The organism is Rheinheimera sp. A13L (assembly GCF_000217935.1).
In the GTDB taxonomy this organism is placed as follows: Bacteria; Pseudomonadota; Gammaproteobacteria; order Enterobacterales; family Alteromonadaceae; genus Pararheinheimera.
Window position 1 is genome coordinate 1 of the sequence record NZ_AFHI01000004.1, and the last position, 14,186, is coordinate 14,186.

General features: G+C 47.1%; 14 protein-coding genes and 1 other RNA gene. 10 read left to right on the plus strand and 5 right to left on the minus strand.

Annotated features, from left to right (window positions below; translation table 11 throughout):
* Positions 1 to 41: 41 nt before the first annotated feature.
* Both ssrA and smpB read right to left on the minus strand, forming a co-directional pair.
* Positions 42 to 401, minus strand: a transfer-messenger RNA (tmRNA) gene (ssrA, locus tag RHEIN_RS20615).
* A gap of 168 nt (positions 402 to 569) precedes the next feature.
* Positions 570 to 1,052 (minus strand): SsrA-binding protein SmpB, encoded by a 483-nt coding sequence (gene smpB / locus RHEIN_RS02805; RefSeq protein WP_008897453.1) that lies wholly within the window; start codon positions 1,050 to 1,052, stop codon positions 570 to 572.
* Positions 1,053 to 1,171: 119 nt separating this feature from the next.
* On the opposite strand from smpB, the gene RHEIN_RS02810 reads away from it, so the two are divergent.
* Together RHEIN_RS02810 and RHEIN_RS02815 are read left to right on the plus strand one after the other, a co-directional pair.
* Complete coding sequence (locus RHEIN_RS02810) at positions 1,172 to 1,615, plus strand: SRPBCC family protein (protein WP_008897454.1); 444 nt, start codon at positions 1,172 to 1,174, stop codon at positions 1,613 to 1,615.
* Positions 1,608 to 1,976 carry an RnfH family protein gene (locus tag RHEIN_RS02815; RefSeq protein ID WP_008897455.1) on the plus strand — a complete coding sequence of 123 codons (369 nt, stop codon included), beginning with the start codon at positions 1,608 to 1,610 and terminating at the stop codon, positions 1,974 to 1,976. The genes RHEIN_RS02810 and RHEIN_RS02815 overlap by 8 nt, the downstream gene beginning before the upstream one ends.
* A 67-nt stretch (positions 1,977 to 2,043) precedes the next feature.
* Here the strand turns inward: RHEIN_RS02815 and RHEIN_RS02820 are convergent, their stop codons facing one another.
* The 3 genes from RHEIN_RS02820 to nadK all read right to left on the minus strand — a co-directional run bounded on the left by RHEIN_RS02820 (position 2,044) and on the right by nadK (position 5,163).
* Positions 2,044 to 2,394, minus strand: coding sequence for an outer membrane protein assembly factor BamE (locus RHEIN_RS02820; RefSeq protein WP_008897456.1), 351 nt, complete (start codon positions 2,392 to 2,394; stop codon positions 2,044 to 2,046).
* 128 nt (positions 2,395 to 2,522) lie between these two features.
* A complete protein-coding gene (recN, locus tag RHEIN_RS02825; protein WP_008897457.1) occupies positions 2,523 to 4,190 on the minus strand; it encodes a DNA repair protein RecN in 1,668 nt (555 codons plus the stop codon).
* A 79-nt stretch (positions 4,191 to 4,269) separates the two neighbouring features.
* Positions 4,270 to 5,163 (minus strand): NAD(+) kinase, encoded by an 894-nt coding sequence (gene nadK, locus RHEIN_RS02830; protein ID WP_008897458.1) that lies wholly within the window; start codon positions 5,161 to 5,163, stop codon positions 4,270 to 4,272.
* A gap of 190 nt (positions 5,164 to 5,353) precedes the next feature.
* Here nadK and hrcA point away from each other — a divergent pair, with 190 nt between their 5' ends.
* The 8 genes from hrcA to RHEIN_RS02870 all read left to right on the plus strand — a co-directional run bounded on the left by hrcA (position 5,354) and on the right by RHEIN_RS02870 (position 14,159).
* Positions 5,354 to 6,379 (plus strand): heat-inducible transcriptional repressor HrcA, encoded by a 1,026-nt coding sequence (gene hrcA / locus RHEIN_RS02835; protein ID WP_008897459.1) that lies wholly within the window; start codon positions 5,354 to 5,356, stop codon positions 6,377 to 6,379.
* A gap of 29 nt (positions 6,380 to 6,408) precedes the next feature.
* Positions 6,409 to 6,978: a nucleotide exchange factor GrpE gene (gene grpE, locus RHEIN_RS02840; RefSeq protein WP_008897460.1), complete on the plus strand. Its 570-nt coding sequence runs from the start codon at positions 6,409 to 6,411 to the stop codon at positions 6,976 to 6,978.
* A gap of 120 nt (positions 6,979 to 7,098) precedes the next feature.
* The gene (locus tag RHEIN_RS02845) at positions 7,099 to 8,379 is read left to right on the plus strand and encodes a PqiA/YebS family transporter subunit (protein ID WP_008897461.1); all 1,281 of its coding nucleotides are present in this window, start codon (positions 7,099 to 7,101) and stop codon (positions 8,377 to 8,379) included.
* 1 nt (position 8,380) lies between these two features.
* Positions 8,381 to 10,126 (plus strand): intermembrane transport protein PqiB, encoded by a 1,746-nt coding sequence (pqiB, locus tag RHEIN_RS02850; protein WP_040554378.1) that lies wholly within the window; start codon positions 8,381 to 8,383, stop codon positions 10,124 to 10,126.
* Positions 10,126 to 10,689 (plus strand): PqiC family protein, encoded by a 564-nt coding sequence (locus tag RHEIN_RS02855; protein WP_008897463.1) that lies wholly within the window; start codon positions 10,126 to 10,128, stop codon positions 10,687 to 10,689. The genes pqiB and RHEIN_RS02855 overlap by 1 nt, the downstream gene beginning before the upstream one ends.
* A gap of 288 nt (positions 10,690 to 10,977) precedes the next feature.
* Positions 10,978 to 11,229 (plus strand): OadG family protein, encoded by a 252-nt coding sequence (locus RHEIN_RS02860; protein ID WP_008897464.1) that lies wholly within the window; start codon positions 10,978 to 10,980, stop codon positions 11,227 to 11,229.
* A gap of 2 nt (positions 11,230 to 11,231) precedes the next feature.
* Complete coding sequence (gene oadA, locus RHEIN_RS02865; RefSeq protein ID WP_008897465.1) at positions 11,232 to 13,019, plus strand: sodium-extruding oxaloacetate decarboxylase subunit alpha; 1,788 nt, start codon at positions 11,232 to 11,234, stop codon at positions 13,017 to 13,019.
* Positions 13,020 to 13,028: 9 nt separating this feature from the next.
* Positions 13,029 to 14,159 carry a sodium ion-translocating decarboxylase subunit beta gene (locus RHEIN_RS02870; protein ID WP_008897466.1) on the plus strand — a complete coding sequence of 377 codons (1,131 nt, stop codon included), beginning with the start codon at positions 13,029 to 13,031 and terminating at the stop codon, positions 14,157 to 14,159.
* Positions 14,160 to 14,186: the final 27 nt, after the last annotated feature.

Genomic DNA, 14,186 nt, shown 5'->3' on the forward strand with positions numbered 1-14,186 from the left:
AATAAAGCAAAAGGCCACCTTGCGGTGGCCTTTTGCTTTATTGGTGGAGCCGGGGGGATTTGAACCCCCGTCCGAAAAACCTAGATCGTCGGTACTACATGCTTATCCAGTTATTTAGTTAACCCTATGAGCGCCAGCTGGCAGGCTATCGTCGGGCGAGTCTGATTGGTTTTAGCATCTTGGCTCCAGACAAAGCCGCCATGCGATCCTATTAGGGGTGATCTTCCAGAGTCTCAGCTTATAGGCATGCGTGAGGGGAAGAGCGCTCTACTGCTTATTAGGCAGCGAGTGCGTATGTTTCGTCGTTTGCGACTACTAGTTTGCGGCTTTTTTACGAGGCCTACCGCACCTCGGCATGCACCTAAGAGTTCGTGAATCCCGTCGAATCCAGTATCGGCCCCGAATTCTTTAGTACTTCTGAACACTTCTGTGTTAAGCGCATTCTACGCTCTGCAGTTCAAGGCGGCAAGGTAAGAACTGGTCTTTTCTTGCTGCCTTTGGCTGTTATTACTCTATATGGTGATGATTTGAACAATCTCAAGCTGAAGTGAGTAAAAACCCAGCCTCAATTATCTTTTGCTGTGCTTCATCATGCGTTCTTTTTCACGCGACCAGTCTCTGTCTTTGATGTCGTCACGTTTATCAAAGTGCTTTTTACCTTTGGCCAAGTGGAACTCTAATTTCACCCAACAAGCTTTCCAGTACATGGAGGTAGCTATTAAGGTGTAACCGTCTTGTTCTTTTTTGCCGACCAGTTTGTTGAGCTCACGTTTGTTCAGCAACAGCTTGCGCGATCGCTCTGGATCGCAAACTACGTGAGAGGAAGCGCTGTGCAGCGCCTGAATTTGTGCACCAATTAAAAAAGCTTCGCCATCTTTTAAAATGACGTACGAGTCGGACAAATTGACTTTGCCTTCACGAATACTCTTTATTTCCCAGCCTTGCAGGCACATACCTGCTTCAAAACGCTCTTCGAGGAAATAGTCGTGTCGTGCTTTTCTATTTTGGGCTATGGTGCCGCCCTGATTTTTGCTGCTTTGTTTTTTGCTCATTTTTGCGAACGAATTAACTCTTAAAAGCCAAGAAATTTAATGGCAAAAGGCTTACGCCTGGGACATTGAGGCTACGGCCAGATCTGTTACAATCGCCGCCTGCATTAAGGGGAGAGAGTATGCCACAAATTGAGCGCAGCGCACTGGTTTTTTACAGCGCGCGCCAGATGTTTGAGCTGGTGAACGATGTACCACGTTATCCGGAATTTTTACCCGGTTGTGCCAAAGCACAAATTTTGCAGCAGTCTGCAGATCAGATGCTGGCTAAGTTACAGGTGAAAAAAGCCGGGATCAGTCAGGAGTTCACTACCCGTAATACGCTAGTGACAGATTCGCAAATTCAGATGCAACTGGAATCCGGCCCTTTTAAAGCTTTATCTGGTGGCTGGACTTTTATTCCATTAAGTGATGAAGCTTGTAAAGTGGTGTTGGCTTTGGATTTTGAGTTTTCCAATAAAATAGTCGAGTTTGCTTTTGGTAAGATTTTTAATGAGTTAACAGCAGCTATGGTGGGTGCTTTTACTCAAAGGGCAAAACAAGTGTACGGAGAGCAACATGGCTGAAACTAAAGCTGTAGAGCTGGCTTATGCCACGCCAGCAAAACAGAGTTTGTTGAGTTTAACTGTGGATGCTGCGGCTACTGTGGAGCAGATTATTCAGCTGTCAGGTATGCTCTCTTCTTTTCCTGAAATTGATTTAAGTCAGAATAAAGTGGGGATCTGGAGTCGAACCTGCAAATTGAATGAAGTGCCAAAAGCGGGTGACCGAATTGAAATTTACCGGCCTTTAATTGCTGATCCAAAAGATATGCGTCGTCGCCGCGCTGAAAAAGCCAAAGACGAAGGCAGAGCAAATAAAACGACAGGTGGCAGGCAGCAACAGAGTCAAAGTCATGATTCTGAGCCACAATCTGACAGCTGGTAAATAAGCAGAACTATTAGACTGAAGTAACGAGCAGGGGGCAGAGCTGAAGCTCTGACCCTGCAAAACATTATTGATCCAGCGGTGTATTAAAGTTGGCTGGTTTGGTGAAATCACCTGTAATATCAACCAGTTTGTCGTCTTTAAAGTTGGCGATCAGTTGTTTTTCAAAGTTCTCACCCCGACCACTTTTTAATGCATAAAAATAATGCCAGATGTTGTCGTCAAAAGCGTTTTCAGCAACAGGGTTGCCTAACACAAAACGAACCTGTTCTTTGGTCATTTGAACACGCAGTTTGTCGATATCTTTTTGTTCCAGAAAGTTGCCTTGTGGCACGTCAATCCGGTATACCCAACTACTGCATGCTCCCAGAGTCAATGCTGTGGCCAACACTAAGGCCGTTTTCACTACTGCTTTCATCTGTCTCTTCATCTGAATAAGTCTGACGGCATCATACCGCAAGCATGGGCTGAAATTAAAGCCTTAATCAGACCTAAGTCACCTGGCTAAGTTCGGGTATTCTGAAAATTTTTCTGATAAGGCAGTTACTAAGGTGCACATAACAGCTCACGGGCATTGGCAATCGCATTCGCACTAACGTTTTCACCAGCCAGCAACCGGGCGATTTCCTGTACCCGCTCTTCATCTGCCAGTTCGCGAATCCGGGTTTCCGTGGCTATACCGTCTGTGTATTTTTCAACGAACAATTGATGATGACCCTGACTGGCGACCTGAGGCAAATGGGTCACACAAATCACCTGAGTTGACTCTCCCAACTGACGTAATAACCGGCCTACACCAGCTGCAACAGGGCCGCTGATGCCAACATCTACTTCATCAAAAATCAAAGTAGGGGTGGTCACTTTGCCTGCCAGTATCACCTGAATGGCTAAGCTGATGCGGGATAGCTCGCCCCCTGATGCTACTTTATGCAGCGCCTGTAATGGCTGGCCTGGGTTGGTACTGACCAGAAAATCGACTTGATCCCAGCCTGTTGCATTGGCTTTATCTATACCTGAGCTTTCAACGGCGATATAAAACTTACCGTTTGCCATACTTAAATCGGCCATACTGCAGGCAATTTTATCGGATAACTCTAAAGCGGCAGATTTACGCAATTCAGACACCACTTCAGCAGCCTGACAATACTGCTGCTGAGCCTGCTGAATTTCCAGTTGCAATTGCACTATGCGCTCATCATCTCCGGCCAGCTCTGACAACTGCTGCGATAATTGCTGGTGAAACAAAGCCAACTGATCATGTGGAATTTGATGTTTACGGCTTAAATTCAGCCACAGGCCTAAACGTTGATCTATCTCTGCTAAACGCTCCGGATCAACATCTACTTTTTCGCTGTAGCGGCGTAATTCGCGGCCAGCTTCTTCAATTTGAACTAAAGCCTCTGTCAGCATCTGATGAATAGGGGCCAAAGCCGGGTCTACTTCTTTATAGTCATCCAGTTGCTGGCACGCATGGCTTAATAAACGATAGCTGTTCGTTTCTTCATCGTCATAAGCCAGTTGCAAGGCTTGTTGGCTGGCCTGAATAAGGCTGTGACTATTGCTTAAACGCTGATGTTCGGTTTCGAGTGCGGCGAATTCTTCCGCTCCAGGGGCAAACTGATCCAGCTCAGCCACCTGATATTCCAGCAACTGCCGCTGCGCTTCACGTTGCTGCTGACTGCTTTGCAGTTCGCCATATTCTTGTTTCAGCTGTTGCCAGGCTTTCCAGTACTGGCGGCAATTGGCTAAAGCTGAGTGGGTATTGGCATAAGCATCCAGCAACTGACGCTGGTGATCGGATTTTAATAATAACTGATGTGCATGCTGGCCATGAATACTCAGCAGATGATGACCCAAAGCTTTGAGTTGCTGGGCCGGAACTTGTACGCCATTGATATAACCACGGGAGCGGCCTTCGCTGCCCACCACACGGCGCACTATACATTCGTTGCCCATGGTAAGGTCTTGTTCGGCCAGCCAATGCTGGGCTGCGGCCAATTGACTGATATCAAAAGTGGCTACTATATCGGCTTTGTCGCAACCGGGGCGCACTACTAAACCATCGGCACGCTCACCTAAACATAAGGATAAGGCATCCAAGGCAATAGATTTACCTGCGCCTGTTTCGCCTGTAATGGTGGTCATACCGCCGCGCCAGTCGAGTTCCAGTGCGCGCACTATGGCAAAGTTGCTGATATGCAGATGGTTGAGCATGGTCCAACTCCCTTATACTGAATAACTGTTAATTTATACAGTAATTCGGTTTTTAGCAAGGGAGTGGTGCAGAGATTTTTTAGTAGAGTTTACTGCCCCAGCCTAGCTTGTTGCGCAGCACGTTAAAGTAGCTGTAGCCTGGCGGGTGTACCAGTTTGAGGGGCTTAGGGTGTTTGCGAATACGGATTTCATCGCCCGGCATCACAGCCAGTATCACATGGCTGTCGCAACTGACTTGCAGATGCGCGTCGTTACTTGGCGATACTTTCAGGACAATTTCACTGGTACCGGACACCACCAAAGGACGGCTGCTTAAAGTGTGAGGAAACATAGGCACTAAACTCATCGCATCCAGTTCAGGCGTCAGAATAGGGCCGCCACCTGATAACGAATAGGCGGTAGAGCCTGTTGGTGTACTGACAATTAAACCGTCGGAGCGTTGGCTGAAGACAAATTCGCCATTGATATAAGCTTCAAACTCAATCATATGCGCTACTTTATCGGCGTGTAATACGGCTTCGTTGACGGCGCTGTTACTGCTTTTTACGCAGTCATTACGATAGACTTCCACTTCCAGCAGATTGCGTTTTTCGGTAACAAAATTGCCAGCCAATACTGCAGCTAAAGGCGTTTCAAAATTTTCCGGTGATAAGTCGGTTAAAAAACCTAAGTTGCCGCGGTTTACACCCAGCACAGCTACACCAAAACGTGCCAGTACACGGGCTGCGCCAAGCATATTACCGTCACCGCCTACTACTATGGCCAGATCGCAGTTTTTACCCAGGGCCACTAAATCCATTACCTGCACATCAGGCAAAGCCAAAGATTCAGCTACTTTTTCTTCGACATATACTTTTAACTGCCGCGCCGTTAAAAACTGATACAGGCTGACCAGAGTAGTGTTAGCACCCGGATGATTAGGTTTGCCAATTAATCCAATAGTTTGAAATGCGCTGCCAGGGTTTTGACTCATGAGTGTTCCTTTCAAAGTGCGGCCTCAGTATAACCATAGTTTCTGGCAGGGAACAGCTTTGTGCGCACAGAGCTTTGGCAAAGGCAAGGCTTGAATTTTTAAATAATGGCCCCACAATAAACCAGAGTATTTCAGGCGGTATTTTAGTGTCGTTGTCTGAACAGTCTTTTTAACCGGAGTAACAGCTGTAGTGGTTCAGTTAAGCAGACCAGAACTGATATTAAAACTCATTGTTGAGCAGTACCTGACGGACGGCATGCCGGTGTCGTCCAAGCTTTTGTGTGAGCAATCCGAACTCGGCATCAGTTCAGCCACAGTGCGTAATACCATGATGTTGCTGGAGCAGCAGGGTTTTATCCGCTCTCCTCATACGTCGGCTGGACGGGTGCCTACTACGTCGGGTATACGGCTGTTTATCGATAAAATGCTGCAGTTTGAGCCTTTGTCCGGGCGTTGGCTGGATGCCATTCAGCTGAATTTGCCTCCTCAATTACCTGTGTCTTTACTGTGTCAGCAAGCCGGCCAGCTGTTAGCCAACTTAACGGGTATGGTCAGTATTGTCAGTGCACCTAAGGAACAGGGCCGGGTGATACGGCAGGTTGATTTAGTGCGTTTAGCCACACAGCGACTCTTGCTGGTGGTCATAGACGAAGACGGTGATATTTTGCACCGGGTGCTGTTTTACGACGATTTAATTGATAATCCCACCTTAAGCCGGGTACTGTGTTTACTCAATGCGGCTTTGTGTGGTCAGGACTGGCTGGACGGTATTTCGCGCTTAGCTTTAATAGCTAAGCAAGAATGTGGTGCTGTGCAGGCCTTAGTGAAAACCGCTATGGCGCAGCTGAGTCTGGATGAGATGCAACAGCATCAGCCACTGATTTATGGTCAGCATCAACTGATGCAGGCGAGCGACTATCACCGCGACCCCCAGTTGCAACAAGTGATAGAACTTTTGGATAATCCATCTTGTCTGGTGAAATTATTAACGCCTGTCACTCAGGATCATCAGCCCAAATTAATACTGGGCCGTGAGTCTGGTATTGAACCTTTAGCCAAGGTGAGTTTGATTTGTGCACGCTACCGTTCGCAGCCACATGGCTTTATTGCCTTGCTTGGACCACGCCGGATGAACTATGGTCGTTTTGTGCCTTTAGTTGAAGCTGTCGCACAACAAATGTTTTTTAACTTGAATCATCTTAATCAATCCCCATAATAAGCAAACCTATGGTGGAGTAGTAACTAATGAGCGAGCAAGATAAAGTGCAAACTGAACAACAACAGGCTGCGGAAGCAGCGGCAGAGCAAGAAGTCGTAGAACTGACGCCGGAGCAGGAACTTATTGCAAAGCTGGATGCAGAATTACAGCAGGCAAAAGCCCAGTTGGCAGATCAGCATGATTTAATGCTTAGAATTAAAGCTGAAGCGGACAACAGTCGTCGTCGTTCAGCCATGGACGTTGAAAAAGCCCATAAATTTGCGTTGGAGCGTTTTGCAGGTGATTTATTGCCTGTAGTAGATAACCTCGAGCGTGCTTTAACTTTCTTAAATCGTGAAGACGACAGCCAGAAAGCTATTGGTGAAGGTGTGGATTTAACGCTGAAAAGTTTACTGGATACGCTGGCGAAAAACGGTGTACAGCAAATTGACCCACAAGGTCAGCCGTTTAATCCTGAATTCCATCAGGCCATGTCTATTCAGCCAAGTGCTGATGTGGCGCCAAATACAGTCACTTTTGTGATGCAAAAAGGCTACGAACTGAACGGTCGTTTAGTACGTCCTGCTATGGTGGGTGTATCTAAAGCTGTTGAATAACAAGTAACAGCTTAAAAATGAGCTCAGATCGATTATTCATTAGAAATAATCTGATCTGAGCTCATTTTTTTTGCTTACAATAGCGCTATTCGCAGTCTAGGCATTTGCAAAGGAATCTTTTTGTCTGATCTGGAGTCTGGTAGAGCGCCGTCTGCGCAATTGGTGACTGAACTGGTGCTTTGTCGCCACTGCGATCTATTGCAACAACTGCCACTTTTAGCTATTGGTCAGGAAGCGGCTTGCAGCCGCTGTGGTTATTTGCTGGATATGCGGCAAAAAGATCCGGTGTTACGTCCTGTGCTTTATGCCACAAGCTCATTATTTATGCTGTTTCTGGCTAACCTTTTTCCTTTTATTGGCATGGACGTGGCTGGCAACCTGCATATCATGAGCTTTTTTGATACCTCCTCTGTGTTATTCGATGAACACCAACAGTGGCTTGCTGTGTTGGTTTGGTTATTTATTCAGGCCATACCGGCTTTTTGTATGCTGGCCGTAATTTATATCAAGCTTGGCATGGTACGTCGGGTTCGGGGCTTAGTCTGGACTGCCCGCGTGCTTTATATGCTCAAACCCTGGAGCATGGTGGATATTTTCCTGATTGGTATTCTGGTCGCCTTTGTCAAACTGGTGGTGTACGCCGATATTTCTGTGGGTATGAGTTTCTGGGCTTTTTGTTTATTTTGCCTGCTGCATTTACGTACTTTTCAGGTGATAGACCGCCACGCCTTGTGGGAGTCTATAGCCCCTGCGCCTCAGCCTGTTTCTGCTGATGTTGCAGGCCGCACCGGAGTTTCGCTGAATTTAGCCAGTTGCAGCTGCTGTACTGCTATAGTGCCACTGGAGCAAAAATATTGTGATCGTTGTGGTACTAAAGTCACAGCCCGAATTCCGGCCAGCTTACAAAAAACCTTAGCCTGGCTGATTACCGCTTCTTTGCTGTATATCCCGGCTAACTTGCTGCCTATTATGGAAACTGTGTCTTTGGGCAGCAGCATTCAGTCTACTATCATCAGCGGTATCATATTGATGTGGCAGGATGGCGCTTATCCTGTTGCTATAGTGATTTTATTAGCCAGTGTGGTGGTGCCAGTGGTGAAAATCGTAGTGATGTTCTGGCTCTGTTATCTGGCCAGTCACAGTGGGCATAAACGACAGCTACTCTCGACCCGGGTGTATTTACTGGTCGACTGGATAGGCCGCTGGTCTATGGTGGATGTGCTGGTGGTGGCTATATTGGCCGCTTTAGTGCGGTTTGATTTATTGATGGGCGTGTACCCTGGTATGGGCGCTATTATTTTTGCGACTGTGGTGATAGCCACCATGCTCGCCGCTATGAGTTTTGATCCCCGTTTGTTGTGGGATCAACGGAATAAAAAAGAGGAGCTGCGACGTGGCTAAGATGCAAGGCCGGGTGGCCGCGGTGAAAAAAATCCGACAATTGTCACCTATCTGGATAGTGCCGGTCATGGCTGTTGTGATTGGCATCTGGATGTTGTACTACACCCAAAAAAATCAGGGGCCAGTGATCACGCTGGTGACACTGAACGCTGAAGGTATAGTGGCAGGTAAAACTCAGATCAAAAGCCGCAGTGTGGACATCGGCAGGGTTGAATCTGTGCAGCTGTCGGAAGACTTAAGCAAAGTATTAATCAAAGCCCGAATGGACCCTGGTCTTGAAGCCTTGCTGAATGAAGACTCGCAGTTATGGGTTGTCAAACCTACTGTAGGTCGGGGTGGTGTCAGTGGTTTAAATACTTTGTTATCCGGCGCTTATATTGAACTGCAGCCAGGGAAAGCCTCAGTCCATAAATACTATTATGAATTACTCGACAGCCCGCCTATAGCACCGGCCGATGCGCCAGGGGTACGTGTTACTTTGTTAAGTGATGATGCCACAGCTTTGGCTGTAGGCGACCCTGTTTTGTATCATGGTTATGCTGTGGGTACGGTGGAGACAAGCAACTTTGTGGCTGAGCAGGGCCATATGACCTATCAGCTGTTTGTGCGGGCACCTTACGATTCCTTAGTCACTGAAAACGTACGTTTCTGGCAAGCCAGTGGAATGGCGCTTGATGTGTCAGCGCAAGGGGTGCGGGTTGAATTAGCCTCTGTTGCTACTTTACTCAGTGGTGGTGTGCATTTTGCTGTATTAGATGGCTGGCCAGCAGGCGATAAAGTCGCCAGCAACAGTGAATTTCAGCTGTTTAAAAATCCAAAAGCGATCAAAGAAGGTTTATATACCGAATACAACGAATACCTGATGTTTTTTGACGAGTCGATCCGTGGATTGAGCGCCGGTGCGCCTCTGGAATACAAAGGGATACGTATTGGTACTGTGGCTGTAGCCCCTTACTTTTTTAATATGGAAAATCCGCTGGATGTCGCCTTTAAAAAAGGTATTCCAGTGTTAGTGCGGGTTGAAGCTGGCCGTCTGGCTGGTGAAATGAGCCTTAAAAAGCTGGCGCAGGAGCTGGAAGCCGCAGTACAACAGGGTTTAAGAGCTGTGCTGAAAACCGGTAGTTTATTAACCGGAGCTCTGTATATTGAACTGGTGCAAACCGATGCACAGATTGAATCTCCTAAAGTGAAAGTAGCAGTGCCGGATCTTGCAGATGCTGAGCCTTCGGAAAAAGTTCAGGTCGCGACAGCGCAAACACCAGCCTTTTCCAGCGAAGCTTTAGTGCCTGCACCTTTTGCCTTAGCGAATCATGCGGGTCTGAAAATTATGCCCACAGCACCCAGTGGTTTAGCCAATATTGAACAAAAAGTATTGCAGGTACTGGATAAGGTGAACCGCTTACCTGTAGAAGATGTGTTGGCGCAAAGCTCAGCTACCCTGGCACAAAGTGAAACCATGCTGAAAAATGCAGAGCAACTGATCCAGTCTCTGGATCAACTGGTGAAGAACAATGCGGTACAACAATTGCCTGCTGATTTGCAGCAAAGTCTGGCTGAATTGCGTAAAACACTGGCCGGTTTTTCTCCGGGGTCGCCTGCTTATGAGCGCTTAAATGGCAACTTACAGTCGATGGATCAATTGCTACGTGACTTACAGCCAGTGATAAAAACCATGAATAATCAAAGTAACTCACTGATTTTTAAAGCCGATCTGCCTAAAGATCCTGAACCTGAGAAGGCCAACTAATGCGTTATTTAGGTTGTGTATGCTTAAGTCTGGCTCTGGCCGGTTGTGGCAGTTCTCCATCTGAACTGCAGTATTATCGCTTGCCCGCAGTCGCTGCCAAAGCTCCGGCTACAGCCAGTATGAAAGTACTGGTGATCGAACCTGTAATGGTTGCCAGTTACTTAAACACTAATGCGCTGGTGTATCAGAATAATGAGGTCAATCTGCAACTGACCCGTACTCACCACTGGGCTGAAGCTTTGGATCAACAACTGACCCGCAATTTACAGGCGCATTTATCAGCGGCTTTAACGGACTGGCGCGTAACTCAACAGGTCAGCAGCCCTGGTGATAGTCGTCTGACGGTGCAGGTGACTCAATTTCATACCACTGCACAGGGCCAGGTATTGATCAGTGGGCAAGCCCATTTATTGTCAGGTGCAGTGGTGAAGCAGCAGCCTTTTGAGCTGCAGTTGCCTCTTGCTGATGACGGTTATGATGCGGTAGTAAAAACTTTGGGCCAGGGCTGGAGTCAGGTCGCCATTCAGATAGCGGCTATGATCACAGAAAGTCCTGCCTCTTAATTCTGGCGTGAAGAAACTGGCTTTGGTCGGTTTCAGCTGAATATAAGCCCTGCCTTGTTGGTGGGGTTTGTTTTTTTTACCTGCCCGATCAAGTTCAGCTCCAGCTTACATTTGTAGTAGAAGTTTAGATTCTTAGCTGTCTAAATGGCTATTTCTTGCCTTTGTCAATAGAGTTACGTATAAGTTGTATAAATAACAGGCATCAATCAAAGTGATTAAGCAATGGCTTATGTTCTTTAGAGAAAACTGCTATTAATCAATGCAAATTATTTATGGAGAGGACACAAGATGGACGCGGAGCAACAAGTCAGTGTTTTACTGTTGGATGCAGCTGTGTTGATGGTCGTGGGCATGGGAGTTGTATTTAGTTTTTTGATGATATTGGTTTTTGCTGTTCAAGGCATGTCCAGATTACTCCGGCACTCGAGCCCGGCTTTACCCGCTACTGTTGCAACAACGCAGCAGGCAGCTATTTCTCCTTCTGTTGTTGCCGCTATCAGCGCAGCCATTGAACATCATCAAAAACAAAATAAGGGATAAAAATGAGCCAACCATTATTACTGACTGAGCTGGTGCTCAGAGACGCCCATCAATCCTTGTTAGCTACGCGCCTGCGTTTAGAAGATATGCTGCCTATAGCGGCCAAACTGGACCAGGTAGGCTACTGGTCGATGGAATCCTGGGGTGGTGCTACCTTTGATTCCTGCATTCGTTATTTAGGTGAAGACCCCTGGCATCGCTTGCGTGAGCTGAAAAAAGCCATGCCTAATACCAAACAACAAATGCTGTTGCGTGGTCAGAATTTATTAGGCTATCGCCATTATGCCGACGATGTAGTGCAAGCCTTTGTCGAACGCAGTTTTGCTAATGGCATAGACGTGTTCCGCATTTTTGATGCGATGAATGACGTGCGTAACCTGCATACAGCAGTGGCCGCTGCGGTCAAAGTAGGAGCTCATGCTCAGGGCACTTTGTCTTATACCGTCAGCCCTGTTCATACTATTGACGGCTGGCTGGATATGGCGATGCAGCTGGAAGATATGGGCTGCCATTCTATTTGTATTAAAGATATGGCGGGTTTATTAAAGCCTTATGTGGCGGAAGAACTGATCACCCGCTTAAAAGAACGGGTGAAGTTACCTATAGCTATGCAGTGTCATGCCACAACGGGGTTAAGCACAGCCACCTATCAGAAAGCTATTGATGCTGGCATTGATATGCTGGACACCGCTATTTCGTCTATGAGTATGACCTATGGCCACAGCGCAACTGAAACTATGGTGGCTATCACTGAAGGCACTGCGCGGGATACCGGACTGAATTTAGTCTTACTCGGAGAAATAGCCGCTTATTTTCGTGATGTACGGACTAAATACGCCCAGTTTGAAGGTTCACTCAAAGGCGTTGATGCCCGGATTTTATTGGCCCAGGTACCAGGTGGCATGCTAACCAATATGGAAAGCCAGCTGAAAGAGCAGGGTGCTTTGGACAAAATGGATTTGGTGCTGACTGAAATTCCTAAAGTACGCAAAGAGTTAGGCTATTTACCTCTGGTCACGCCCACCTCACAAATTGTCGGCACTCAGGCTGTGTTGAATGTGCTGTCGGGCGAGCGTTATAAAACTATCACCAAAGAAACTGCGGCTGTACTCAAAGGGGAATACGGTTCAACACCAGCTCCTGTTGATCTGGCATTGCAGCAGCGGGTACTGGCTGGAGCTGAAGCCATTGTCTGTCGTCCGGCCGATTTATTACAGCCCGAACTTGATGCATTAACCACTGAGCTTGAAAGTAAAACTCAGGAGCTGCTACTGAAACTGGCTGAAGACAAAATTGATGATGTATTGACCTACGCTTTATTCCCACAGGTAGGCCTGAAGTTTTTGCAGCACAGAGGTGATGCATCGAAGTTTGAACCTGCACCCCGCCAACAAAAGCCGATAAACCAGGCAAACACTCAGGTGGAACAGATCAACAACACTGCTTCCGCAGTGGGTGTTTACAGTGTCAAAGTGGATGGCAAGCTGTATCAGGTTGAAGTGGGGCCTGCAGGTGCAGTGCAGCAGATCAAAGCCCTGGTGGGTGAAAATATTCCGCAGTCGGCCAGCATTCAGCCTGCCAGTAAGTTAAATTCACCTTTGGCCGGCAATATTCTGGCGCTTAAAGTCAGTGTGGGTCAGCAAGTGGAAGCAGGGCAGGTGGTGCTGTTAATGGAAGCTATGAAAATGGAGACTGAAATTCGTGCCAGCCAGTCGGGCATTGTCAGTCAAATTCATATCAGTGTTGGGTCTGCAGTGACTACCGGCGATCTGCTGGTTAGTTTTGCCTGAGGATAGATCATGGACGTTTTATTAACACTGATTGATTCTACAGGTCTGGCACATTTAACCTGGCCAGCTCTTGTTATGATGGCTGTCGGCTTTTTGTTATTGTATCTGGCGATAGCTAAAGGTTTTGAGCCGCTGTTGCTTCTTCCTATTGGCTTTGGTGCTATTTTGACCAATATCCCTCTGGCTGGAATGGGCGATCCGGGTGGGTTATTGTATTCCATCTATCAGGTTGGCATAGAAAGTGGGATCTTCCCGCTGCTGATTTTTTTAGGGGTCGGCGCTTTAACCGACTTCAGTGCTTTAATAGCTAACCCTAAAATGTTGTTATTAGGCGCTGCAGCTCAGTTTGGTATTTTCTCGACTTTGTTGGGCGCTATAGCGCTGAACTGGGTACCGGGTTTAAGTTTTTCTATGTCAGAAGCCGCAGCTATCGCCATTATCGGCGGAGCTGATGGCCCTACGGCGATTTTTTTAGCGTCAAAACTGGCGCCTGAGTTGTTAGGGGCTATAGCAGTAGCAGCTTATTCATATATGGCGCTGGTGCCTATTATTCAGCCGCCTATTATGCGGGCTTTAACGACAGTGGAAGAGCGCAAAATTAAGATGGCGCAGCTGAGGCAAGTCAGCCAGAAAGAAAAAATTGTCTTTCCTTTGCTGGTGCTGATCTTAACTTTCCTGTTTTTACCTACCGCAGCGCCGTTAATTGGTATGTTTTGTCTGGGAAATTTAATTCGTGAAGCTGGTGTGGTGGACCGTTTATCTAAAACTGCACAAAATGAACTGATTAATATAGTGACCATCTTTTTAGGTTTAGCTGTAGGCTCTAAGTTAAGTGCCGATCAGTTCCTGACCACTCAAACCTTAGGTATTTTGTTATTAGGCGCCGTAGCTTTTAGCATAGGAACTGCATCTGGTGTGTTGATGGCCAAGCTGATGAATAAATTATCCAAAGATCCGGTGAATCCTTTGATTGGCGCTGCAGGTGTTTCAGCAGTGCCAATGTCGGCCCGTGTCGCCAACAAAGTGGGTTTAGAAGCTGATCCACATAACTTCCTGCTGATGCATGCCATGGGGCCTAATGTGGCTGGTGTGATAGGTTCGGCAGTAGCTGCTGGTATTTTACTGGCGCTGGTTAAATAGAAAATCGGTGTGGGGTTTAGTCATATT